The 22,981-nt window shown below is 74.1% G+C and carries 16 protein-coding genes; 7 read left to right on the forward strand and 9 right to left on the reverse strand.

Going from position 1 to position 22,981, the window contains the following annotated elements; translation table 11 throughout:
* Window positions 1-91: 91 nt before the first annotated feature.
* From OHS33_RS01670 to OHS33_RS01680, 3 genes are read left to right on the forward strand one after another with little or no spacing between them, the layout of a single operon-like run.
* Window positions 92-3,481 carry an FtsX-like permease family protein gene (locus OHS33_RS01670; protein ID WP_330328571.1) on the forward strand — a complete coding sequence of 1,130 codons (3,390 nt, stop codon included), beginning with the start codon at window positions 92-94 and terminating at the stop codon, window positions 3,479-3,481.
* Complete coding sequence (locus OHS33_RS01675; RefSeq protein ID WP_330328572.1) at window positions 3,478-6,231, forward strand: hypothetical protein; 2,754 nt, start codon at window positions 3,478-3,480, stop codon at window positions 6,229-6,231. Before OHS33_RS01670 ends, OHS33_RS01675 begins: the two co-directional genes overlap by 4 nt.
* Window positions 6,228-7,241 (forward strand): ABC transporter ATP-binding protein, encoded by a 1,014-nt coding sequence (locus OHS33_RS01680; RefSeq protein ID WP_443065181.1) that lies wholly within the window; start codon window positions 6,228-6,230, stop codon window positions 7,239-7,241. The genes OHS33_RS01675 and OHS33_RS01680 overlap by 4 nt, the downstream gene beginning before the upstream one ends.
* A 59-nt stretch (window positions 7,242-7,300) precedes the next feature.
* Here OHS33_RS01680 and OHS33_RS01685 read toward each other — a convergent pair whose 3' ends face one another.
* Both OHS33_RS01685 and OHS33_RS01690 read right to left on the reverse strand, forming a co-directional pair.
* Window positions 7,301-7,687, reverse strand: coding sequence for a hypothetical protein (locus tag OHS33_RS01685; protein WP_330328573.1), 387 nt, complete (start codon window positions 7,685-7,687; stop codon window positions 7,301-7,303).
* Window positions 7,688-7,828: 141 nt separating this feature from the next.
* A complete protein-coding gene (locus tag OHS33_RS01690; RefSeq protein WP_330328574.1) occupies window positions 7,829-9,295 on the reverse strand; it encodes an MFS transporter in 1,467 nt (488 codons plus the stop codon).
* 140 nt (window positions 9,296-9,435) lie between these two features.
* Between OHS33_RS01690 and OHS33_RS01695 the strand changes: the two genes are divergently transcribed.
* Complete coding sequence (locus tag OHS33_RS01695) at window positions 9,436-10,257, forward strand: helix-turn-helix transcriptional regulator (protein WP_330334860.1); 822 nt, start codon at window positions 9,436-9,438, stop codon at window positions 10,255-10,257.
* Between the two features lie 295 nt (window positions 10,258-10,552).
* A complete protein-coding gene (locus OHS33_RS01700) occupies window positions 10,553-13,309 on the forward strand; it encodes an AfsR/SARP family transcriptional regulator (RefSeq protein ID WP_330328575.1) in 2,757 nt (918 codons plus the stop codon).
* Window positions 13,310-13,333: 24 nt separating this feature from the next.
* Here OHS33_RS01700 and OHS33_RS01705 read toward each other — a convergent pair whose 3' ends face one another.
* A complete protein-coding gene (locus OHS33_RS01705) occupies window positions 13,334-14,137 on the reverse strand; it encodes a HEAT repeat domain-containing protein (RefSeq protein ID WP_330328576.1) in 804 nt (267 codons plus the stop codon).
* Between the two features lie 154 nt (window positions 14,138-14,291).
* On the opposite strand from OHS33_RS01705, the gene OHS33_RS01710 reads away from it, so the two are divergent.
* Entirely contained in the window at window positions 14,292-14,522 is a 231-nt protein-coding gene (locus tag OHS33_RS01710) for a cold shock domain-containing protein (RefSeq protein ID WP_330328577.1), read from the forward strand.
* Between the two features lie 21 nt (window positions 14,523-14,543).
* Here OHS33_RS01710 and OHS33_RS01715 read toward each other — a convergent pair whose 3' ends face one another.
* Window positions 14,544-15,350 (reverse strand): DUF6585 family protein, encoded by an 807-nt coding sequence (locus OHS33_RS01715; protein WP_330328578.1) that lies wholly within the window; start codon window positions 15,348-15,350, stop codon window positions 14,544-14,546.
* Between the two features lie 165 nt (window positions 15,351-15,515).
* Window positions 15,516-16,277 carry a class I SAM-dependent methyltransferase gene (locus OHS33_RS01720; RefSeq protein ID WP_330328579.1) on the reverse strand — a complete coding sequence of 254 codons (762 nt, stop codon included), beginning with the start codon at window positions 16,275-16,277 and terminating at the stop codon, window positions 15,516-15,518.
* A 174-nt stretch (window positions 16,278-16,451) separates the two neighbouring features.
* Between OHS33_RS01720 and OHS33_RS01725 the strand changes: the two genes are divergently transcribed.
* Window positions 16,452-18,782 (forward strand): family 20 glycosylhydrolase, encoded by a 2,331-nt coding sequence (locus tag OHS33_RS01725; protein ID WP_330328580.1) that lies wholly within the window; start codon window positions 16,452-16,454, stop codon window positions 18,780-18,782.
* Window positions 18,783-19,071: 289 nt separating this feature from the next.
* Here the strand turns inward: OHS33_RS01725 and OHS33_RS01730 are convergent, their stop codons facing one another.
* The 4 genes from OHS33_RS01730 to OHS33_RS01745 form a co-directional block, all read right to left on the reverse strand.
* On the reverse strand, window positions 19,072-20,295 hold the full coding sequence (locus tag OHS33_RS01730; protein ID WP_330328581.1) for an MAB_1171c family putative transporter: 1,224 nt from the start codon (window positions 20,293-20,295) through the stop codon (window positions 19,072-19,074).
* Window positions 20,292-21,527 (reverse strand): MAB_1171c family putative transporter, encoded by a 1,236-nt coding sequence (locus OHS33_RS01735; RefSeq protein WP_330328582.1) that lies wholly within the window; start codon window positions 21,525-21,527, stop codon window positions 20,292-20,294. The genes OHS33_RS01730 and OHS33_RS01735 overlap by 4 nt, the downstream gene beginning before the upstream one ends.
* On the reverse strand, window positions 21,527-22,099 hold the full coding sequence (locus OHS33_RS01740; RefSeq protein ID WP_330328583.1) for a toxin-antitoxin system, toxin component: 573 nt from the start codon (window positions 22,097-22,099) through the stop codon (window positions 21,527-21,529). Before OHS33_RS01740 ends, OHS33_RS01735 begins: the two co-directional genes overlap by 1 nt.
* Window positions 22,100-22,241: 142 nt before the next feature.
* Entirely contained in the window at window positions 22,242-22,826 is a 585-nt protein-coding gene (locus OHS33_RS01745; protein ID WP_330328584.1) for a helix-turn-helix domain-containing protein, read from the reverse strand.
* Between the last annotated feature and the right edge of the window lie 155 nt (window positions 22,827-22,981).

Consider the following 22,981-nt stretch of genomic DNA (forward strand, 5'->3'; position numbering starts at 1 on the left):
CCGGGCACAAGCCCTTCCACTGCACGTTCGAATCTGACAAGATCCTCCGCTATCCGGACCCTATGGTCCGGATAGGGGAGGATTGCCACGCATGCTCGGCTTCGTCATGCGTCGTCAGCGCGGGCGTGTGCCCCTCGCTGCCGCCGTGTTGTTCACCGTCCTGATCACTACGACCGTACTCACAGCCCTGTTCGCGTTCACCCGTGGAGTGGGCGAGGCAGGGCTGCGCCAGTCACTGCAGGGGCGGGACCACGCGCGGTCCACCGTCCTGGTCACCGGCTACCACCAGGTGGCCGGCCGGACCAAAGACGACGAGGCCCTACGGGGCTTCGCCCGCGGGCTGTTCGGCGAACTGCCGGTCACCGTCGACAGCGTGGCGCGCAGCCACGCCTACGGCCTGCCCGGGAGCGGCGGCTCCGGCGCGTCGGCGCCCTCGCCCGCGCCGACGACGGGCACCGGTACCGGTACGGAGACCACCGCGCCCGCGGCGTCCGTACCGGAGGCGGACCTGACGCTGCTCGCCGCCTTCGACCGCAACCGCACCCGGCTGATCGCCGGGCAGTGGCCGCAGGCCACGGGCGGCGGCGCCGCCGCCTCCCGCGTCCCGGTGGCCGTGCCGGAGGCGGCGCTGCGCCGCCTCGGGCTGACCGCGGCGGGGCTGCCCGCCGAGGTGCGCCTGGACGACCGGTTCGGCGGGCCGCAGCTCACCGTGCTGATCACCGGTGTGTACCGGGCGGCGGACCCCACCGCGCCGTACTGGCAGCTGGACCCGGTCGGTGGCCGCGGGTTCCAGATCAGCAGCTTCACCACCTACGGCCCGTTGCTCGTCGACGACTCCGCCTTCACCGCCGGCGGCTTGGCGCAGGACAGCCGTGTCACCCTCCTCACCCCCGATTTCACCGGCGTCCACAGCGGCGAGGCGGAGGCGATCGGCAACCGGACCGCCGCCCTGTCGGAGGCGCTCAAGAACTCCACGGGCCTCAACGCGAGGACCGAACTGCCCAAGGTCATGGCCGAGTTGCGCTCCGCGCGGACGGTCGCCTGGTCCACGCTGCTGATCGGTGAACTCCAGCTCGTCGTGCTCACCGCGGCGACCCTGCTGATCGTCGGCCACACCCTGATGAAGCATCAGGAGGGCGAACGCACGCTGCTGCTGGCGCGCGGCGCCTCCCGGCGCAGGCTGAGCCTGCTGACCGGGGTGGAGTCGCTGCTGCTCGCGCTGCCCGCCGCGCTGCTCGCGCCCCTGCTCGCCCCGCTGCTGCTGCGCTTCCTCGACGGCGCGGGGGCCCGTGCGCACGGGACCTCGGTCGCCGGGAACTCCGGTCTCTGGGGCACCGGTTGGACTCTGTGGCCGGTGGCGGCGGTGTGCGCCCTCGGCTGTGTGGTGCTGAGCACGCTGCCCTCCGTGGTGCGGGGCGCCTCCGCCGTCGTGCAACGCGGCAAGCGGCAGGAGCTGGTGGCCGGGGCCGCGCGTTCGGGCGCCGACCTCGCGCTGCTGGCGCTGGCCGCCCTCGCCTACCAGCAGCTCGACCGGTACGACGGCGCCTCGCGCACGGCCGCCGGTGGCGGTGCGTCCGGTGTCGACCTGGTGCTCGTCGCGGCGCCGACGCTGGCGCTGTGCGCGGGTGCGGTGCTCGTGCTGCGGGTGCTGCCCTTCGCCGCGCGCCTCGGCGGGCGGCTGGCCGCGAGCGGATCCGGGCTCGGTCCGGCGCTGGTCGGCTGGCAGCTGGCCCGCCGGCCGCAGCGCGCCACCGGTCCGGTGGTGCTGCTCGTCCTCGCCGTCTCCAGCGGCGTGCTGGCCCTCGGCCAGTACACCGCGTGGACGTCCTCCCAGTACGACCAGGCCGCCTACCGCACTGCCGGGGGGCTGCGGATCACCGCGAGCCAGCTGGCCGCCCCCGGCCAGGGCGGCCGCTACACCTCGCTGCCGGGCGGTGAGCGGGTGCTGCCCGTGATCCGCGGCGAGCAGACGCTCCCCGACGGGCGCACCGCGCAGCTCCTCGCGCTGGACGCGGCGGCCGCGGGCGACCGGGTTCCGCTCCGCGCCGACCTGCGCGACGGTCAGCCGATGGGCACGGTGTTCTCCTCCCTCGTACCGGCCGCCAAGCCCGGCTCCGCGGGCACGCCTCCGGCCGGGATCCCGCTGCCCGGGCAGCCGCAGCGGCTCGACCTCGATCTGACCCTGCGCACCCTCGGACCGCCGACCGGCTCGCCCAACCTGAAGCTGCTGCTGCGCGACCGGTTCGGCCTGACCTACCGGACCCCGGTCCTCTCACTGCCCCAGGCGGGCGGGCGGGTCACCGTCCCGGTGGACCTGGCCGCGCTGGCCGACGCCCCGGCCGGCAAGCCCTCGGGGCCGCTGACGCTGCTGTCGGTGGTCGTCTCGTACGGCGCCCAGCGCCCGACGGACGATCCGGTGCCCCTGGTGGCCGGCGAGCTGACGGTCCACCGCCTCGCGGTCACGGACGCGGCGGGCGGCCCCGCCGTCCCCGTCCAGCCGCCGGTAGGGGCCCCGGGCTCCCCCGGCTGGGACCTGGCCGAGCCGCCCAAGTCCGTGACCGCCAGCGTCTTCGCGGACGCGGCACCGGGCGGCCCGGGCGGGCCCGCGCTGCTGCGGATGCGCTACTCCGGCGCGCCGCACGGCCAGGAGACCCCCTTGGTGCTGACCGCGGGCTCCCCGGATCCCCTCGTGGAACTCCCCGGGGTCGCCACCCGCGGCTACCTCGACGCCATCGGCGCGAAGGCCGGCGCCGTGGTTCCGGTCACCTTCGCCCAGTCGGCCGTCCGGGTGCGGATCACCCGCGTGGTCGATGCGCTGCCCGTCGTCGGTGACACCGCGCTGGCCGTCGATCTGGCCTCCTTCGGGCGGGTTCCGGCCGCGGACGGCGCGCGCGCCCTGCCCCCGCCCACCGAGTGGTGGCTGCCCGCCACCTCCGACGACGACCCCGTGCCGGCGAGCGCCGCCGCCGCGTTGCGGACCGGGCCCGGAGCGGGGGCCCAGGACGTGCTGCTGCGCGAGGACGTGGCCGCCGCACTGCTCGACGATCCGCTGAGCACCGCCCCGCAGCGCGCGCTGGCCGTCCTGGCGGTGGCCTGCGCGGTGCTGGCCGCGATCGGTTTCGCCGCGTCCGCCGCGGCGGGCGCGCGGGAGCGGTCCCGGGAGTCCGCGGTGCTGCTGGCCCTCGGCGCGCCCCGGCGCACGCTGGCCCGTACGGCCGCTGCCGAGGGCGCGGTCCTCGCCGGGATCGGCAGCGCCGCCGGGGTGGGCATCGGCGCCGCCCTCGTCCATCTCGTGGTGCCGCTGATGGTGCGGACACCCGCGGGCAGCCGCCCGTTCCCCGAACTACTGGTCGACCTGCCGGGTGGCCGGACACTGCTGCTGACCGTCGCGATCGCCGTCGTCCCCCTGTTCGCGGCCACCCTCGGTGGCCGCCGCAACCGGAACACGGCCGCGCGGCTGCGGCAGGTGGAGGAGTCATGATCCGCACTGCCCGTACGGCCTCACGCGCCGCACGTCCCGCGTCCTGGGTGCGTACCCGGCTGCGCGCCATGCCAACGGCCGCCGTCCTGGCCGCCGTACTCGCCTTCGCCGCCGTGTTCCTGAGCGCGGCCCTGCCCCGCGCCCTGGACCGGGGCGCCGACCAGGCCCTGCGGACCTTCGTGGGCGGCAAGGGGCCGGGCCCGACGAGCGTGCAGGTGTACGGCGACTCCAAGAACGGGCCGGGGGTCGGCGGGGACCTGGACCGGATCCTGGGCCTGCTGACCGCCCGGACCGGCGGGGAGCTCGTCCTGGCCCCGAGCGGCCCGGTGCACGGCACCCAGGGCAACAAGCCGCGCGCCCTCAACAACCCCGGTCTGTCCCGGCCCGAGGGCGTGGACCCCCTGCTGCACCTGCTGCACCTGCGCGAAGCGAGCGGGCACATCCGGATGGTGGCGGGCCACTGGCCGAGCGGCGCCACCCCCGAGGGGAAGCCCGTACCGGTCGCCCTCTCGCAGCGGGCGTCGGAGGCCCTCAACGCACCGCTGGGCACGGTGCTGGAGACCAACCCGACCGGCCCGTGGGCCCCGGAGACCGGCCGGGCCGAGGTCGTCGGCCTGTACGCCGCGAACGACGAGGCCGATCCCGTCTGGACCGGCCTGCCCTGCCTCAGCCACGCCTGCACCGGCTACACCCTCGGGATGGAACCGAAGGCCTACTGGAACGCGGGGGCCCTGGTCGGCGTCGAGGACCTGCCGCGGGTCGCGACCTGGGGCGAGGGGGGCACCGACTTCTGGCGGCTGCCCATCGACGCCACCCGGCTGCGCGCCGACCGGCTGCCCGAGACCCGCCGACAGCTCGCCGACTACGTGTCCGGCTCCACCGCGGCCGAGCTCCTCGACGCCTCCGGACGGCTGGACCTGGCGATCACCTCCCCGCTGAGCGGCGTGCTCTCCGAGGCCCTGGCCCGGCAGCAGGCCGCCGCCCCGATCGGGGTGAGCGGTCCGGCCGGGGTCGCCGGAGTCGTCTTCGTCGTCCTGTGCCTGGCCGCCGCGCTCGGCGGAGAGCGGCGCGAGTCCGAACTGCGGCTGCTGCACGCCCGCGGTGCCTCGCGCGGCGGGATCGCCCGCAGACTGCTCGCCGAGGGCGCGGTCACCGCGCTCCCCGCGGCCCTGCTCGCCGCGGTGATCGCGTTCGTCTGGCTGCCGACGCCCCGGCTGCTGCCCTCGCTGTCGGCGGCGCTGGCCGCGACGCTGCTGGCCTGGCTGGCCTTCCCGGTACGGGCGCTGGTCATGCTGGCGCCGCCGCGGCCGCGCAACCGGTGGCACCGCCCGGTGGCGGAGCTGCTGGTGGTCCTGGTGACCGGCGCCGCCCTCTCCGAGGTGCGGGGACGGGGGATCGCACAGGCCGGAGCGGACGTCGATCCGCTGCTGGTCGCCGCGCCCCTGCTGCTCGCGCTGTGCGGCGGGCTGCTGCTTGCGCGGATCCTGCCGCTGCTGGTCGCCCTGCCGGCCCGGATGGCCGCGCGGGGCTCCGGGGTGATCGGTTTCCTGGGGCTGACGCGCGCCGCGCGCGGCAACGGGGGCCGCGGCCGCACACCGGTGCTGCCGCTGATCGCCCTGCTGCTGGCCGTCACCACGGGCGGCTTCTGGACCACCGTGCTGAACGCGGCGGAGGACGCCCGGCTCGCCGCGACCCGGGTGAGCGTCGTGGCCGACGCGCTGGTCGCCGCGCCACCGACCCAGACCCTGCCGCCCGACCTGGTCAAGGCCCTGGGCTCGGTGGAGGGCGTACGGTCCTCCGTCAGCCTGTGGACCGAGGACGACGCGTTCCTGGACGCTCCGGCGGCGCAGTTCACCACCCAGGTCAGTGTGGTCGTCGTCGAACCGAAGGCCTACGCCGCCCTGTCCAAGGCCGTCCGGACCGGCCCCTTCGACCCGGCCCTGCTCGGCGGGAAGGCCACCGGTACGCAAGACTCCCCGCTGCCCGTGCTGTTCAGCACCGGGCTGGCCAAACTGGCGCCCAGCGGCACCTTCCGGCTCCGGTTCGGCGACGGCCAGCTCCAGGTGACCTCGCGCGGCGTGGTCGACGGGACGCCCGTACGGCCCGGCGCCGACGGGGCCACGGTCATCGTGCCCGCGGGCACGGCCACGCAGGCCATCAAGCTCACCCGGCAGCCCAACCGCTGGTACGCGCTCGGCAATCCGCCCGAGGACCGGCTGAAGGTGCTGGTGCGCTCGCTCGCCCCGGCCGCCTCCGCCGCCGAGTTCCGCGTGCAGACCAGCGCCGGAATGGCGGACGAAGTGGGCTCCGACCCGCTCCAGGCGGCGGCGGTCCGGCTGTTCCGGGCTTCCGTCATCGGGGCGGCGGGCTTCGCCCTGCTGGCCGTCCTGCTGGCCCTGGTACGGGCGGCCCCCGAGCGGGCCGCGCTGCTGGCCCGGATGCGCACGATGGGGCTGCGGCCCCGGCAGGGCATCCTGCTGATGCTGGCCGAATCGCTGCCGCAGGCCTTCGCGGCGGCGCTCGGCGGGGCACTGACCGCGACCGCGGCGGTGCTCCTGCTGGGACCGGCCGTGGACCTGTCCACCCTGGTCGGGCAGCCCGTACCGGGCGGACTGACGTTCAGCGCGCGGCCCGTACTGGTCCAGGCACTGGGCCTGGCCGCCCTGGTGGCGGTGGCCGTACTGGCCGAAGCCGCGGTGTCGGGACGACGCCAGATCACCACCGAGTTGAGAGCGGGAGACCAGCGATGAGCGGCGAGCGGACAGACGGCGCGGACGGCCACGGGCCGGACGGCCGGGCGGAGGCGGCCGTGAACGGCGGGCCCAGCTACGAGGAACTGCGCCGGCGCGCGGTGGCGGCCACCGAGCCCCCGCCGCCCGAGGCGGGCACGGCCATCGTGTGCGACCGCCTGGTACGGGTGTTCAGCGCCGACGGCATCGAGGTACAGGCCCTCCAGGGGCTGGAGTTGACGGTGGCCCAGGGTGATCTGGTCGCCCTGGTCGGCGCCTCGGGCAGCGGCAAGTCGACGCTGCTGAACATCCTGGCGGGCCAGGACCGGCCCACGGCGGGCACCGCCCGGGTGGCCGGTTACGACCTGCTGGAGATGTCGTCGCGGGACCGGCTGCGCTACCGGCGCGAGGCGGTCGGCTTCGTCTGGCAGCAGACGGCGCGCAACCTGCTGCCGTTCCTGACGACCACTCAGAACATAGCCCTGCCGATGCAGTTGACGGGTGGCGGGCGGGGAGCGGCGAAGCGGCACGCGGCCCGCACGGCGGAACTGATCGACGCCCTGGACCTCGGCCCGCTCGCGGGCCGCCGCCCGGCCGAACTCTCCGGCGGGCAGCAGCAGCGGGTGGCCGTGGCCGTGGCGATGGCGGGCGCCCCGAAGGTCCTCCTCGCCGACGAACCCACCGGCGAGCTGGACTCCGAGACCGGCGCGGCCGTCTTCGAGGCCTTCCGGACGGTCAACCGGGAGCTGGGGGCCACGGTGGTCGTCGTCACCCACGACCCGATGGTCGCGGGCGAGGTGCGGCGCACGGTGGCCATCCGTGACGGCCGTACCAGCAGCGAGGTGCTGCGGCGCACGGTCACCGACGAGCACGGCGCGGAGTCGGTCAGCGAGCGCGAGTACGTGATGCTGGACCGCAGCGGCCGGGTCCAGCTGCCGCGCACCTTCCTGGAGGCGCTCGGGATGGAACACCGGGTGGCGGTCGACCTCGGCTCCGACCACATCGAACTCCGGCCGGACTCGGCCGGATAGCCGCTCGATCCGGTGGGTGGAACCGCGGAGCCCCGGGGCGCGTGCCCCGGGGCTTCCGGCTATCCCTCCCCGGCCACGAGGCGGGTGATCTCCTCGTCGGCCGCCCGGGCCTCCGCCCGCCGTTCCATCCGGGCCAGTTGACCCCCGTACGCCCGCAGGGCATCGATCAGGAGACCGGCCCGCCCGGGCTCCCTCGCGTACATCTCCCGTGCCGCGGCGACGGATTCGGCCAGCAGGGCGAGCTGGATCGCGGGCTCGTGCGCGAACTCCCGCGCCCCGTACTTCCGCAGCGCGCCCGCCAGCAGCGGCAGGTAGGCGAGCGGGCTCACCCGGGCGAGGATCCGGTAGGCGGCGACCCGCTCCGCGAGGAGGGGCTTCCCCGACCCCAGGAGGGCCACTCTTGCTCGTAGGACCGCGTCGTGACTGATGTGCGCCGAGAACGTCATGAGGGAGATTCTGAAAGCCGCACAGGGGGTCGAACAAGGGCAATCGGCTGTGCCCTTGGTCCTACGAAAACACCCTCTGACCTGTCATGATGGATACGTATTCACCCTTGGGCCAGGAAGTGAGGGCCCGTCAGACTCCGGTCAGGCGCGGTTCTTCGTCCGGTCGCGCAGCCCGAGGCCGATCAGGACGCCCGCCACGAGCAGGACCGCCACGTCGAGTGCCAGGACCGTGCGCACCCCGTCGAAGAGCGAGTCCTGGGTCGTCGCCAGGACACCGAGCAGCGGGATGCCGATGGTGAGACCGACCTGCTGGGTGGTGGTCACCAGGCCGGTCGCCAGGCCCTGTTCCCCGTCCGGCACGCCGCTGGTCACCGTGACCCCGTACGAGATGATCGCGCCGAGGTGGCACATGCTGGCCGCCGACACCGCGACGGTCGCCAGCAGCGCACCCGATCCGGCGCCCACGGCGAGCAGCACCGCGGTGAACGCGGCCTGGCCGAAGAGCGAGACCACCAGCGTGCGGCGTGCGCCGATCCGGCCGATCACCCGGGAGGCGTAGGTGCCGGCGACGGCCGACATGACCCCCTGGACGCCGAAGACCAGACCCGTCCGGAAGGACGACAGTTCCAGGGTCTCCTGGAGGTAGAGGGTGAGCACGAAGACGACCGTCGACATCATCGAGAAGGTCACCAGGCCGCCGATGTTGCCCCAGGCCACCGTGCGCCGCCGCAGCATGGGCAGGGAGACCAGCGGGGCCGGGGACTTCGTCTCCACCACGGCGAACACGGCGAGCAGCACGATCCCGGCGGCCAGCGTGCCCCAGACGTCGGCCCGGCCGAAACCGTCCTGGGCCGCCGTGGACAGGGAGTAGATCAGCGCGAGCAGACCGCCGGTGACGGTGACGGCGCCCGGTACGTCCAGCCGGGGGCGCTCGGGGTTGCGCGACTCGGGCAGCAGCCGGGGGGCCAGGACCAGCACGATCAGCGCGGTGGCCGTGAGGAGTCCCATCGTGGAGCGCCAGCCCAGCGTGTCGGTCATGACGCCGCCGAGCACCATGCCGACGGTGAAGCCGAGGGACAGCAGGGTGCCGGAGATGCCGAGGGCCTTGGCGCGCAGCGGGCCTTCCGGGAACGTGGTGGTCAGCAGGGACATGCCGGTGGGCACGATGAGTGCCGCGCCGAGGCCCTGGAGGGCGCGCCCGGCCAGGAAGGACGCCGGGTTCCAGGCGAGGGTGGCCAGCAGCGAGGCGACGCCGAAGAGGACGAGCCCGGTCAGGAACAGCTTCTTGCGTCCGTAGAGGTCGGCGATCCGGCCGAAGAGGAGCAGGAAGCCGCCGGAGGGCAGCGAGAAGGCCGTGACCGCCCACTGGAGCTGGGACCGGCCGAGGCCCAGGTCCTTCCCGAGCACCGGCAGGGCCACGTTCAGCACGGAGAAGTCCAGGGCCACCATGAACTGGGCGGCGCACAGCACGAAGAGGACCAGCTTCGCCCGGCCGGTGAGCCGGTCGCCGCCGGGGGCCGGGGCCGGTGCGGGGGTGGCCGCGGCTGGTGCGGCGGTGGCCGCGGGGGGCGCGGCCGTGGTGCGGGAGGTCTGTGTGTCGGTGGTCATGGCCCCACCTTCGCCGCCCGGGAATGCCCGTGCAGAGTGGGAACTTATGCTGGTGGTGGCACCACCAGGCAGCCAGTAGGGGGATTTTCGTGGCCACACCGATCGACAAGCACCGGCGCTCCGAACTCCGCGAGTTCCTCATGAGCAGACGGGCGCGGATCACCCCGACGGAGGCCGGACTGCCGGACGGCGGGGCCCGCCGCCGCACCCCGGGCCTGCGCAGGGAAGAGGTCGCGGTGCTCGCCGGGGTCGGGGTCTCCTGGTACCAGTGGCTGGAGCAGGGCCGCGACATCACGGTGTCCCCCCAGGTGCTCGACGCGGTGGGCCGGGTCCTGAAGCTGACCAGCGCCGAGCAGCGGCACCTGTACGTGCTGGCGGGTCTCAACCCGCCCGCCCCGCAGGTCGCGCCGTCCGCGCAGAACATGTGTGACGGGCTGCAGCGGCTGATCGACGCGTGGATGCCGTTCCCCGCGCACATCATGGACGTCTACTGGAACACCGTGATGTACAACGACGCGGCCTCGATGGTGCTCGGCATGCGTCCCGAGATCGTGCAGAACTGCCTGATCGCGTTCTTCACCGACCCCCTCTACCGGTCGCGCACCAAGCGCTGGGAGGAGATCGCCTCCCACGTGGTCGCCCAGTTCCGGGCGGCGTGCTCGGAGACGCCGAACGACGACGGGTTCCGCGCGGTCGTCGAGGAGGCGAGGGAGGTCAGCCCGGTGTTCTCGGACCTGTGGGAACGGCGCGACATCGAGCCGGGCGGTCAGCTGCAGAAGGAGTTCGAACACCCCGTGGTGGGCGCACTGTTCGTCGAGTCGACCCAGCTGCGCGTACCGGCCCGCCCCGACCTGTCCATCGTCCTGCACACTCCCCTGCCGGGCACCGACACGGCCGAGAAGCTGGAGTGGCTGGCGTCGCCGGAGGGGCGTCGCGGGTCCATGTACCCGATCGCGGGCTGAGGACGGGCGGGCCCCGGAAGCGGGTCCGGGCGCGGGCGCGGGCAGCCATGCTCCCATCCCCTGCGGGGGAGCAGGACCGCCCGACACGGAACACCCGGCCCGCAGGAGGGTCCCACCCCCGCCCAACGTCGGCCTAACGCCCCGCTAACGGAGCACCGGCCGACCGTCCGGCTCCCCCGCGGATCCGGTGGCCGGGCCCGCGGGGATAAATGGCCGGAGACCCCCTCATGTGTCGAAATGGGCCGCCGTACCCTCGGCCGGGGGGCCGTGACGCGTTGAGCAAGGTGGTTGTCGCATGGAGTTCCGCGTGCTCGGACCCGTGGCCGTGGTGTCGGAGCGGGGGGAGCCGCTGCCCCTGGGCCCGGCCAAGCGGCGCGGTCTGCTGGCCATGCTGGTGCGGTGCCCCAACGCGGCCGTCGCCGTCGACCGGCTGACCGAGGCGCTGTGGCGGGGGGAGCCGCCCCGGCACTCGCGCACCGTGGTGCAGGGGCACGTCTCGCAGCTACGGGCTCTGCTGGCCGCGCACGGGGCGCCCGCCCACGGCGTCGAACTGCGCACGCACGGAGCGGCGTACCTCCTGCGGGTGCCCGAAACCCGGGTGGACGCGCACCGCTTCGAGGAACTGCTCCGGGCCGCCCGGGCCGCGGGCGCACCGCGCGCGGCCCTGCCCGTGCTCCGGGAGGCGCTCGCGCTGTGGCGGGGGCCCGCGCTCGCCGGGACGGTGGACAGCCCGCTGCTGGAGCACGCCGCGCACGCGCTGGAGGAGCTGCGGCTGACGGCCGTGGAGGAACTGGCCGGGGCGCACGCGCTCCTCGGCGAGCACGGCACGGCGGCGGCGGTGCTGCGCGCCGAGGCCGTCGCGCACCCGCTGCGGGAGCCGCTGATCGCCGCGCTGATGCGGGCCCTGGACGGGGCGGGGCGGCAGGCGGACGCCCTGGACTGGTTCCACCGCACCCGACGGCTGCTGGCCGATCAGCTCGGCGTGGATCCCGGAGCGGTGCTCACCGACGCGTACACCGCTCTACTGCGGACCGGCTCCGCAGCGGCTCCCGCCGCCGCGGCCCCGATCCGGGGCGCGCTGCCTGTACCGGCCCCCGCACAGGCCCCCGCCACGGCCTCGACGCCGATACCGGCCCCGACGCCCACGGCCGTGGTTCCGGCCGCCCCGGCCGCCCCGTTTCCGCAGCTCCTCCCCCGCCGTCCCCGGGCCTTCACCGGGCGCGAGGACGAACTGGCCGCGCTCGACCGGGCCGTGACCGCCGCCCCCGGCGCCGTCGCCCTGATCACCGGCAGCCCCGGCGTCGGGAAGACCGCGCTCGCCGTGCACTGGGCGCACCGGCGCGGCGCGGACTTCCCCGACGGCCGGCTCTTCGTCGACCTCCACGGGTACAGCACCGTCCCGGCGCGCAGCCCCACCGCCGTGCTCCGCGCGTTCCTGCTCGCCCTGGGCCTGCCCGCCGAGCAGATGCCCGGCTCCGCCGAGGCGCTGGGCGCCCGCTACCGCGAACTGACCGCCGCACGGCGGATGCTGATCGTCCTGGACAACGCCCGCGACTCCGGGCAGGTCCGTCCGCTGCTGCCGGGCGGGGAGCACTGCGTCACCGTGGTCACCGGCCGGGACCGGCTCGGCGGCCTCGTGGCCTCGGACGCCGCCCGTCCGGTCCCGCTCGCCCAGCTCCCCGCCGCCCGGTCCACCGAGCTGCTCGCGGCCGCGCTGGGCCCGGACCTGGGCCCGGAGCTGGTCGCCGCCGAACCGGAGGCCGCCGCGCGGCTCGCCGCGCTGTGCGAGGGCCTGCCGCTCGCCCTGCGGGTCGCCGCCGCCCGGCTCGCCACCGATCCGCACCGCGGGCTGGCCGCCTTCGTGCGCGAACTCTCCGACGAACACCGCAGACTGGACCTGCTGAACCTCGAAGACACCGGTGTCGGCGCCGCCCTCGGCCTCACGGTGCGGCAACTGCCCGAACCGGCGCGGCGGATGTTCCACCGGCTCGGTCCGCACACCGGCGCGACCCTCGACACCTGTACGGCCGCCGCGCTCGCCGACTGCCCGCCGGACCGGGCCGCCGTCGCGCTGGACCAGCTGGCCGCCGCCCAGCTGGTCGTCGAGGCCGGGCCGCGGACGTACGTACTGCACGACCTGGTCCGCCTCTACGCCCGCAGCCTGGCCCCCGGGCACGACCCCGCCGGGCTGATCCGGCTGCTCGACCACTGGCTGAGCACGCTCCTCGCGGCGAGCGCCGCCGCGGAGCCCGGCAGCGAACCCTGCTGCGCCCTGCCCGCCGGTGCCCGGCCGTCCGCCGCGATCCGCGGGTTCGCGGACCGTACGAGCGCGCTCGCCTGGTACTCCGCCGAGCGGGACACCCTGCGCGGGGCCGTCGACGCCGCCGTCGCGGCGGGGCTGCACGGCCGTGCCTGGCGGCTGGTCCTCCTCCAGTGGCCGCTGATCCTGTGGCAGGTCCGGGACGGCTGGGTGCCGCTCCTCGAACAGGGCCTGGCCTGCGCCGAGCGCGACGGCGATCCCGGCGCCCAGTCACGGGCCCGCGCCCTGCTGGGCTGGGTGCTCGCCGAGGAGGGCCGGTCCGAGGAGGCCCTCGGCCACCTGGAACGCGCCCCCGGCCTCTCCGCCCTGGCGGGCGACCCCGCCGGGGAGGCCGTGGCCCGGATCAACCTGGCCGTCGCGCTCACCCGGCGCGGCACCCCCGAGCGGACCCGGGAGCTGCTGGTGCGCGCGCTGGCGCTGGCCGAGGAGGCCGGACGTACCGAGACGGTCACCCTCGCCCACCAGCACCTCACCGCGCACCTCCTGGCCGTCGGCGCCCCCGCCGAGGCCGCCCGCCACGCGGCGCGTGGGCTGGCCCTCGCCGCGCCCCCGCTGGCGGCGCCCCGGCGCGTGGTGCTGCGCACCCTGTACGGGGAGGCGCTCGCCGCGACGGGCCGTACCCCCGAGGCGGTGCGCCAGCTGGACGACGCGATCAGGGAGGCCCGGGCGCACGCGTACGAGGAGGGCGAGATCGCCGCCCGCGCGGTCCTGGCCGGGCTCCCCCGGCCCTGACGGGTGCTGCGGCGCGCCCGTGGGTCACCCCGCGTCGCGCACGGCCTCCACCGCCTCCCGGACGTCCGGGTCCGGGTCTGCGGCGAGGCCGTCCAGCAGCTCGCTGACCCCTGGGGTCGACCACCGGGCGACCGCCCACACCAGTTCCTCCCGAACCCCGGGGTCCGGGTGCGCCGCGAGCCGCCCCAGCTCGCGGAGCGGGCCCCGCCGACGCATCCCGAACCACCCCAGTGCCTCACGCAGCGCGGCCGGGTCCCCGGGGTCACCGGCCGCCGCGACCCGGGTGAGCAGCACCCTGGTGGGTGGCGGCGGGCCGTCCAAGGGATGCGGCAGCCGCTCGCGCAGGCGCCGCGCCCCGTACCCGCCGCGCACCCGGCACCCGAAGCAGGTGCAGGGGCGTACGCCGTGCGCGTCGGGCACGTACCGCCAGCCCGCCACCTGCGGCGCGCTGCGGACCCGGTGCACTTCACGCGGCCGGATCGCCCGGGGGACGAAGACCTCCCATCCCCGCGGGTCCTCCAGCGCGGCCACCCGCCGCACCGCCTCCGCCGCGCGGACCACGGCCTGGGCGTCCCGCGCGCGGTCCGAGTACCGCCCGACCAGCACGTCCTGGGCATCGTCCAGCCGCACATGGACGGCCACGAGCCCGCCCCGGCTCCCGGAACGGGCCAGCTCGCGCACCCATTGGTGGGTGAGGGTGTGCGAGGCCAGCACCGGGAAGCAGTAGACCCCGCGCGCGCCGCCCTGTCCGTGGCTGACCGCCCGGATCCCGGACCGCCGGATGCGCGGCGCGTTCGCCGCCGAGGTCACGTGCACGAACATCGCCATGCCACGGGATGGTAGATCGTGTCGTCAAAGTCCCGGTACTCGCCCCCGGCCGGCGGCCCCCGGCGCGCGGACCGCGCCGCAACGGCCCACACTGGGCGGACACACCGCCTCGGGCGCGCGGCCGTGGCCGCGGCCCCGACGTCAAGGAGGGAGCATGGACGACAGGGGCACGGACGAGGCCGAGGCCCGGGTCAAGGGGTTCGTCCAGTCCTACAACCGCGACAAGGGATACGGCTTCCTCGTCCCGTACGGCGCCCACGACACCGTCTACGTCGAACGCGCCGACATCGAGGCCGATCCTCGGGTCCTGTCCGAGGAACAGCAGGTCACCTTCACGATCGAATTCGCCGACGGCCATTTCGTGGCCCGGCACGTCCAGCCCTGAGCGGCTCTTCCCGCCACGGAACTACCGGCGGCGGATGGTGTCCACGATCGTGAGGAACACGAGGAGGTTGGGCACCTGCTGCGACTTGGGCGCGCACCAGGCCTTGGTCTGTCCGGTGCGCCAGACGCAGACCATGCCGCCGCGCGCGGCGACCTCGCTGACCTCGCCCCAGGGCAGCATCCCCTGGGGGTCGTGCGTGACACCGGCCCGGGACAGCTTGAGCGGGCCGAAAGCGACCGTCCCGCCCTCCCGCACCAGTTTCCACACCTTGTCCGCCTGGGCGCGGGCGACGCCCTCGGCGATCAGCGGGGCCCAGGTGGGCGAGTTCGCGTAGACGTCGGTGACGCGTGCCCGCGCCCCGCCCGGCGCGACCAGCACGGAGACGTGCGAGCGTCCGACCGGCGTCTGCGTGCCCTTGTAGTTGATGACCTCCTGGACGGTCTCCTGGTAGAGCACCGCCCGCTCCCAGCGCACCGCGAACAGTTCCTTGCCGGTGGTGTTGACGACCAGCCCGTCTTCGTACAGGTGCAGCCGCCTGCCCGCCAGGCCCTTGCGGAAGAGCGGGCTGTTGGCGACCGCCACGGCGGCCAGCACGCCGATCCACAGGGGGAACAGCGCGACCCCCCAGCTCACTTCGCGCCATAACAGGACCCCACCGCCCAGCAGGGCGGCTATGCCGGTCAGGGAGCCGGCGATGAACCAGGTCCGGTACTTCTCCGCTATGCCCACCTCGCTCTCGGGGCGGAAGGTGTGCTCCAGGGTGCCCAGCCGGTGGCGGGCTGCCAGCGCGTCCACTGCGCGGGACGGCGGCGACGTCGGCACGGTCATGCGCGGCCTCGGCTTCAAGGTCACGGCGTACCCCGCAAGGCCGCCTGGACGGGAGGGAATTCACCGGGTGACACAGCGTCAGCACCGCATGAATGGCCCCAGCAGCCAACACCACGATCAGCGCGCGGGCAAGGCTTCCCGAGGCCGGATCAGAGCCCCTTCCGGTCAGTGCGCGGTGGCGGTGGTGACCACGAGCGGCGGCGCGGCGCGCTCCGCGGTCCACGGGCGGCCGCGGGCGAGGTCCGGGTCGGCGATCAGGAGCGCCTCGTCCACGGTCGGGTGGTGCTGTGCGACGTCGCCGAACCCGGCGCGTGCGAGCAGCGGCGGGAGGACGGCGGGGAGCCACGCGTGGTTGGGCATCTCCTGCCAGGTCCCGTCCGTGAGCAGCAGCCGTACGGTCACCCGGTCGCCGGGCCCGTAGACCTCGCCGGGTTCCCCGATGCGCAGGGAGGCGTACTCGGTGCCCGCGCACGCGGGGTCGGTGGCCAGCAGCACGAACAGGCCGCCCGGGCGCAGCAGTCGGCGGACCTCGGCGAACACCGAGAGCACGGCCTCCTCGGTCGGCAGGGACGCCAGTACGTGGCTGCACATCACCGCGTCGGCGCAGCCGTCCGCGAGGCCGACGGCCCGGCCGTTCTCGACCAGGTGGTACGCGGCGACCTCCGTCCCGGCGGCCCGGGCCAGCTCCAGCATCTCCGGGGAGGTGTCCACGCCGAGCACGCGCGCGCCGAGCAGCCGGGCGGCGTGCCCGGCGACGACGCCGGGGCCGCAGCCGTAGTCCACCAGGACGTGCCCGCTGTCGATCCGCCGCGCCAGGGCCCGGAAGACGAAGGGGTACCCCAGGAGCCAGTCGGTGGACGCCACCACCGAGGCGAAGGCGCGGGCCCCCTCCGGCCCGGACCACGCGGCGCGTTCTCTGTCGCTCACAGGTCCCACTATCGGCCCGCGAGCACCGGGTGCGCGCGTTGCGACACGGCGGGGGCGTGCGCGATCCTGCGCGCAACCAGGCCTCTTCGAGCACCTATTGACATGAACGCGGCACTGCGCTGCACTTTGCCCGCCACACGCACTCCCCTTCCCACCCACCGCTTGGGGACTCACATGCGTCTGCTCAGACTCCTGATCGCCGCCGTCCTGGCCGTGGCCGCACTGGCCCTCGCCCCACTGACCGTACCCGCGGCCGCCGCCCCGGCCGCGCCGCCCGCGCAGGCCGCCGCCGGACCACCCCAGACCATCCCGGCGCTACGGCAGTGGACGGCCGGCACCGGCGCGTACACCTTCACGGGCACCAGCCGGATCGTGGTCGACCCCGCGTCCGCGGACCGGCTCTCCGACGAGGCGGCGACGCTGGCCGAGGACCTGGGGGCCCTCGCCGGGCGTCCGGTGACCGTCGTGACCGGCAGCGCCTCCCCCGGTGACATCGCCCTCGCCCTCGGGGACGCCACGCTGCCCGCGGAGGGCTACCGGATGACCGTCGCGGCGACGCTCACCATCCAGGCCGGGACCGACACCGGCGCCTTCTACGGCACGCGCTCGGTCCTCCAGCTGCTGCACCAGTCCCCCTCCGTCCCGGCCGGCACCGCCGTGGACTGGCCGGCCAAGGCCGAGCGCGGACTGATGATCGACCAGGGCCGCAAGTTCTTCACGGTCGACTGGGTCAAGCAGCACATCAAGGAACTGGCCTACCTCAAGCTCAACTACTTCCACTTCCACCTGTCGGACACCTTCGGCTTCCGGCTGGAGAGCGCCACGCACCCCGAGATCGTCTCCGCCGACCACTACTCCAAGCAGGACATCGCCGACCTGGTCGCGCTCGGGCAGAAGTACCACGTCACGATCGTGCCGGAGATCGACACCCCGGGGCACATGAACCCGATCCTGGCCGCCCACCCGGAGCTGAAGCTCAAGAGCAGCACGGGCGCGGTCAGCGCCGACTTCATCGACCTGTCCCTGCCCGCCTCGTACGCCCTGATCAAGGACCTGGTCACCGAGTACCTGCCGCTGTTCCCGGCCGCGTACTGGCACATCGGCGCCGACGAATACGTCACCGACTACTCCAAGTACCCGCAGCTGCTCAGCTACGCCCGCGCCCACTACGGCGCGAACGCGACCGCCAAGGACACCTACTACGGGTTCGTGAACTGGGCGGACGACCTGGTCCGGGCGGGCGGCAAGACCACCCGGATGTGGAACGACGGCATCAAGGCCGGGGACGGCACCCTCACCCCGAACCCGGGCATCCTCGTCGAGTACTGGTACAACTACGGCCTCACCCCGCAGCAGTTGGCGGCGGCCGGGCACAAGGTCGCCAACGAGTCCTGGACGCCCACCTATTACGTGCTCGGCGGCGCGAAGCCCGACACCCGCTGGATGTACGAGACCTGGACCCCCGATCTGTTCGAGGGCGGCAACACCCTCACCGACCCGGCCAAGAACCCCGGATCGCTGATCCACGTGTGGTGCGACAACCCGGGCGCCGAGACGGAGGCACAGATCGCCGCGGGCATCATGAACCCGCTACGGGCCCTCGCCCAGCAGACCTGGGGGTCGCCGAAGCCGGTGAGCACCTACGCCGCCTTCACCCCGATCGTCACCGCGGTCGGGCACAACCCGGCCTGGCCCGGACTCGCCCAGCCGGGCAACCTCGCCCGCAACCGCCCGACCACCGCCTCCAGCACCGAGACGGCCAGCTTCCCGGCGGCCGCGGCGACCGACGGCGACCCCGCCACCCGCTGGTCGAGCGCCTACACCGACCCGCAGTGGCTCCAGGTCGACCTCGGCTCCACCCAGGCCGTCAGCAGGGTGGTGCTGCGCTGGGAGGCGGCGTACGGCAAGGCCTTCCAGATCCAGTTCTCCGACGACGGCTCGGCCTGGCGCACCGCGTACACGACCGCCACCGCGACCGGCGGGGTCCAGGACCTCACCGGCCTCTCCGGCTCCGGCCGCTACATCCGGCTGTACGCGACCCAGCGCGGCACGGCCTACGGCTACTCCCTGTACGAGTTCGAGGTGTACGGGGGGCCGCTGAGCGGGACCCGGACCCTCACCGCCGCGGGCAAGGCGCTGGACGACCCGGCGAGTTCCACGGCCTCCGGCACCCAGCTGATCACCTGGACCCCGCACGGCGGCCCCAACCAGCAATGGCAGCTGAGCCTGAACACCGACGGGACCTACACCCTGGCCAACGCCCTCTCGCACCTGTGCGTGGACGTGGCGGGCGGCTCCACCGGTGCGGGCGCGGCCGTCGTCCAGGCCACCTGCACCGGCGGCGACAGCCAGCACTGGCTCTTCACCGCCCTCGGCGGCGGCGAGTACGCGGTGACCGGCAAGAAGAGCGCGCTCCTGCTGACCACGGCCTCCGCGGCGGACGGCTCCCCGGTCAGCCAGCAGCCGTCCGGCGGATCCGGTGCGCAGCGGTGGCAGATCAGCTGACGCAGATCAGCTGACGCAGATCACCTGACCGCGAAATCCATCAACGATCGTTTCCCTGGATGAACCCATCAGAACCCCGCCCCCGGGTCGGACGAACCCTGTCCGCCGCTGGCCAAGTGCCTGACCAGCGGCGGTTTCAGGGGTTTTCGCACGCCAAATCCAGCGTCGGCGGACGCGGAGACTCCGAAAGGAAACATTCAAGGATCGTTTCACTTGCGCAATCGATCATCGATCTGGTCTAGTGGCCACGCGGCCCCGGGGAGGAAGTCCTCCCCCGGGCAGGAAACGGCTAGCGTTGCGGCACCGGTATATCGGGGGTGTGCCGCAGCGCGGCCGCTTCACGGAAGGACCGCACGATGTCCGAGGACAGCGCGCGGGACATCCGCACCAGTCCGGAGGGGTCATCGGGGGAGACCAGGACGGAACGGTGGTTCTGCCGCAGGGGGTCCGCGCCTTCGGGCAGCGGGACGCGCCACGCCCACGCCACCACCGCGTGGGCGAGCGCGGCCGCGTCCGCGGTCGCCTCGGCGTCCTCGGCGCAGCCGGTGGTCTCGCGCGCCCTGGCCAGGGCCCGTTCCCGTACCGCGGCGTCCAGGTACGGGCTCACGGTGAGGATCCCGTCGTGGATGTCGGCCTCCAGCTGGGTCACGCGCAGTTCGATGGAGGCCCGTGGCCCTTCGGCGAGTTCCCGCGTGTGCTGGGTCGCCGCGCTCAGCTCCTTCCACAGGGGCCGCAGCTGACGGAACCGGCGCCACAGGTCCCGGTGGCTCGTGAACCGCTGTGCGGCGAGCGGCAGTACGAACCCGCCGCCGATCAGGATCACCGACAGCGAGGCGACGACGGGGGCCACCCCCTCGCTGAGGTAGTCCCGGTCGTGACCGAACCAGCGGAATCCGATCGCGGTGAACTTCAGCCCGTCGTAGAGCAGGTTGAACAGGTGGCCGACGCAGATGAGGATCAGCCCGGCCCGCAGGGCGCCGTGCACCTGCCGCGCCCACACCCAGCACAGGGCGGTCACGATGATCCCGTTCGCCGTGTGGGCCAGCAGGTAGAGCAGGAGCATCTCGCGGATGTAGGGCGTGGTCGCGTAGTAGGTGTCCATGTCGGTGAGCCGCTCCACCGGTGCGTCACCCAGCACGAACAGGACGTTGATCAGGCCCACGACCGCCGCGGTGACCAGATAGCAGCGACGCGCCCACCGGGCCGACCACGCGGCCTTCTCCGGCCCGCTGTTCCACCGGATGATCAGCACGATGCTCGCACCGCAGAAGGCGGTCAGCAGCGAATACACCAGTGGCGCGGCGGCGTTCGGCACTCCGGTGAAGCGGTTGATCGCCTTGAGCGAGGGCACGGCGGTGGCGAAGTCCACGCACACCGCCAGGCCGAGCACCGCGCAGACGGACCTCAGCAGTTCGTTGCGCGGGTCCCGCCACAGGGCCGGGAGCCTGAGCAGCAGGATGACGACCAGGAAGGCACCCGGTATGTAGAAATCGAGGCCTTGCGAGCGCATCATCGTGCGACCTTCCGTGCGGGTACGGCGGGCCGGGCGGGCCCGGTGGTCACCGTCCGGCGGGAGAGCACCCCATAGTGCCGCGCGACCCGGGCGAGCGTGTCGCCGCCCCCTCCCAGGACCAGGGAGACCGCCTCGAACCCGGCGGCCGCCGCGGCCCCGTCGAGCTGCTCCGGCCCCGCGCCCCGGTCGGCGGCGGCGGTGGTGGCGGTGGCGGTGGCGGTGGCCACGGCGGCCGCGATCATGGTGGCGGCCGCGGCGCACCGGGCCTCCCCGGGCCCCGTCCCGGCGCGCAGGGCCGCCTCGTGGGCCTCCGTCATGACGTCCGGGTCGCAGTACGGGGCGAGGGCGATCAGCTGGTCGTGGAGGTCCGTTTCCCGGTAGGCCAGGCGGTCGTCCAGCGACGGCCTGCGCAGCGTCAGCGTCAGGTCCGGCTCACGGGCGATGGCCCGCAGGTCGCGCCAGAGCGGACCCATCCCCCGGTACCGCCGCCAGGTGCCCAGGAGCACGCCGACGCGCTCCCCCTGCGGGATGAGGAAGCCGGCCGCGCAGAGCAGCGATCCGAGACCCGCCATGGGCGGCGCGACGTCACTGCTCAGGTAGTCGAGGTCGGCGCCGGACCAACGGGCGGCGAGGGCGACGGCCTTGGCCAGCCCGAAGCAGGTGCCGAGCGCGAAACCGGCGACGAGGCAGCGCAGTCCGGCCCGGACCCAGCCCTCGGCCTCGCGCAGCCACCGGCGGCACATGCGGGTGAGCGTGGCGTAGATCGCGGTGTGCCAGAGCAGGTAGAGGACGATCATCTCGCGGATGCCCGGGGTGGACGCGTAGTAGGTGTCCATGTCGCGCACCCGCTCGCTCGGTGCGTCCCCGGAGGCGAAGAACAGCGCGATCGACACGATGACGAGGGCGCCGCCCCACAGCCACGCGCGGACCTGCCGCCGGACCTCCGCGCCGAAACCGCTGCGCCAGTAGGTCAGCAGCACCATGGCCAGGGTGCTGCACCCGCTGATGATCGAGTAGACGAGCGGGCCCGAGATGTTGTCGACACCGGTCGTCCGGTTGACGTACCCGATGGTGGGGGGCGCGGCAAAGAAGAAGCCCGCACCGATGAGGAAGATCAGCCCGGCGACCCCCCGGACCATGGGGTTGCGCCACCTGCGCGGCAGGGCGGGCAGTTTGGCGAGGAAGACCAGGGCGAGCACCACGGCCGGGATGTAGTAGTCCGCACTGCTCATCAGTCCTCCGAGCCTCCGAGGGACGACTGGATCCGCTGCCCGGGGCCGTTGAGCAGCCGCTGGCCGGGATGGTGTTCGACGTGGCGGCGCATCCTGCTGCCGAACCGGCGCCCGAACGCCTCGGCCTCGGCCTCGTCGCCGGGAACGGCGTGCGTCCGCGCGGCGACGCTGAGGATGGCCTGGTCGAGCGGCCCCGGGCCGAGGACGTCGACCAGCAGCCGGGTCGCGGCCTGCGAGCCGTGTTCGTGGGTGCCGCAGTGACCGCGGACCATGTGCCAGATCTCGTGCCCCAGGATGACCAGGGAGTGGAACGGGCTCGTGCTCCGCACCACGACGATCACGTCCTCGTGCTCGCGGTCCAGCCACAGCCCGGACAGGCCGGGCGGGAAGTTGCGCCGAAGCACCCGCACGGGACGGCCGCGCAGCTCGGTCAGATAGCCGGCCACCTTGCCGAACAGCTCGTCCACATCGGCCGGCGCCGGGCCGCGCAGCGCGGCGTCCAGCTCGCCGCACAGCTTCGCCATCTCCTCTTCCAGCTGTTGCTGCCGCCGCCTGTTACCGAAGATCCCCACCCGCAAAACCCCTCGCGAAGCACACCGTCCGCGGGCGGTGTGCGTGCCCTCTCCCCGTGCTCCCGCCGAGCGGCGGAGCCGACCTCTCACGTGCCGACATCACACGTGCCGACCTCACGTGCAGACCTCGCACGTGCCGACGTCACACGTCCTGCTGGTCCTCTTCGATCGAGTCGATGAGGGCCTGCATCACGGCGCGCGTCTTGGGCGACGTACCCCGCAGGGCGAACCCGTTGAGCTGGTTCTTGCGTTTGAAGTCCTGGAGTTCGGCCAGCTGCCGCGAGCGCTCCTCTTCCAGCCGCTCCCGCAGGGCCCGGTCGAGGGCCTGGGAGGGGGTGGCCGTCAGGAAGCCCCGCGACACCTGGAAGAAGTCCTCGATCCGGGCCGCGTGCTCCAGCGAGGGCGCCTTCTCGCCGCGCAGGAAGCGGCCGAACCACTGCGGGGTCAGCCCGGCTCCGTGCGCGATCTCGGCCTGCGTGTACGGCCTGCCCGCCGGGCCCATCCGGGTCCGGCGCAGGAATTCCAGCCGCTGGGTGACCTGCTGGAGGAAGTCGCTCTCGGGCAGCGGCCGCCGGTGCAGGCCGGCCACCACCACCGATTCGGGCAGGCCGGTGCTCCGGGACAGCGGCTCCGGGTCGAGGGTCACGGCCCAGTCCAGCTCCGCTTCCTCGATCAGTCCCTCCAGAAGCGCCAGGCTCTTCAGATGAGGGCTTTCCTCGTCGCTCACGTTCACTCCTGGCTGGCTTGCTTGTCCCGTACGTAGCGGCCGACAGGGCAGTGCCCGTCCCGCCTCGTCACTGAATCAGATCAGCGATCGGTTCTACAACCGAAACGATCGTTGAATCCACCTTCCCTCCCTACCCCATCACTCCGCATCCTTCC

The organism is Streptomyces sp. NBC_00536 (assembly GCF_036346295.1).
Taxonomy (GTDB): Bacteria; Actinomycetota; Actinomycetes; order Streptomycetales; family Streptomycetaceae; genus Streptomyces.

What these genes read in the sequence shown, in the direction of transcription:
- OHS33_RS01730 (WP_330328581.1), bottom strand. Translation starts at nt 20,295, where the DNA reads ATGATGCGCTCGCAAGGCCTCGATTTCTACATACCGGGTGCCTTCCTG.
- OHS33_RS01715 (WP_330328578.1), bottom strand. Translation starts at nt 15,350, where the DNA reads ATGACCGTGCCGACGTCGCCGCCGTCCCGCGCAGTGGACGCGCTGGCA.
- OHS33_RS01725 (WP_330328580.1), top strand. Translation starts at nt 16,452, where the DNA reads ATGCGTCTGCTCAGACTCCTGATCGCCGCCGTCCTGGCCGTGGCCGCA.
- OHS33_RS01700 (WP_330328575.1), top strand. Translation starts at nt 10,553, where the DNA reads ATGGAGTTCCGCGTGCTCGGACCCGTGGCCGTGGTGTCGGAGCGGGGG.
- OHS33_RS01685 (WP_330328573.1), bottom strand. Translation starts at nt 7,687, where the DNA reads ATGACGTTCTCGGCGCACATCAGTCACGACGCGGTCCTACGAGCAAGA.
- OHS33_RS01690 (WP_330328574.1), bottom strand. Translation starts at nt 9,295, where the DNA reads ATGACCACCGACACACAGACCTCCCGCACCACGGCCGCGCCCCCCGCG.
- OHS33_RS01680 (WP_443065181.1), top strand. Translation starts at nt 6,228, where the DNA reads ATGAGCGGCGAGCGGACAGACGGCGCGGACGGCCACGGGCCGGACGGC.
- OHS33_RS01735 (WP_330328582.1), bottom strand. Translation starts at nt 21,527, where the DNA reads ATGAGCAGTGCGGACTACTACATCCCGGCCGTGGTGCTCGCCCTGGTC.
- OHS33_RS01675 (WP_330328572.1), top strand. Translation starts at nt 3,478, where the DNA reads ATGATCCGCACTGCCCGTACGGCCTCACGCGCCGCACGTCCCGCGTCC.
- OHS33_RS01710 (WP_330328577.1), top strand. Translation starts at nt 14,292, where the DNA reads ATGGACGACAGGGGCACGGACGAGGCCGAGGCCCGGGTCAAGGGGTTC.
- OHS33_RS01670 (WP_330328571.1), top strand. Translation starts at nt 92, where the DNA reads ATGCTCGGCTTCGTCATGCGTCGTCAGCGCGGGCGTGTGCCCCTCGCT.
- OHS33_RS01705 (WP_330328576.1), bottom strand. Translation starts at nt 14,137, where the DNA reads ATGGCGATGTTCGTGCACGTGACCTCGGCGGCGAACGCGCCGCGCATC.
- OHS33_RS01695 (WP_330334860.1), top strand. Translation starts at nt 9,436, where the DNA reads ATGAGCAGACGGGCGCGGATCACCCCGACGGAGGCCGGACTGCCGGAC.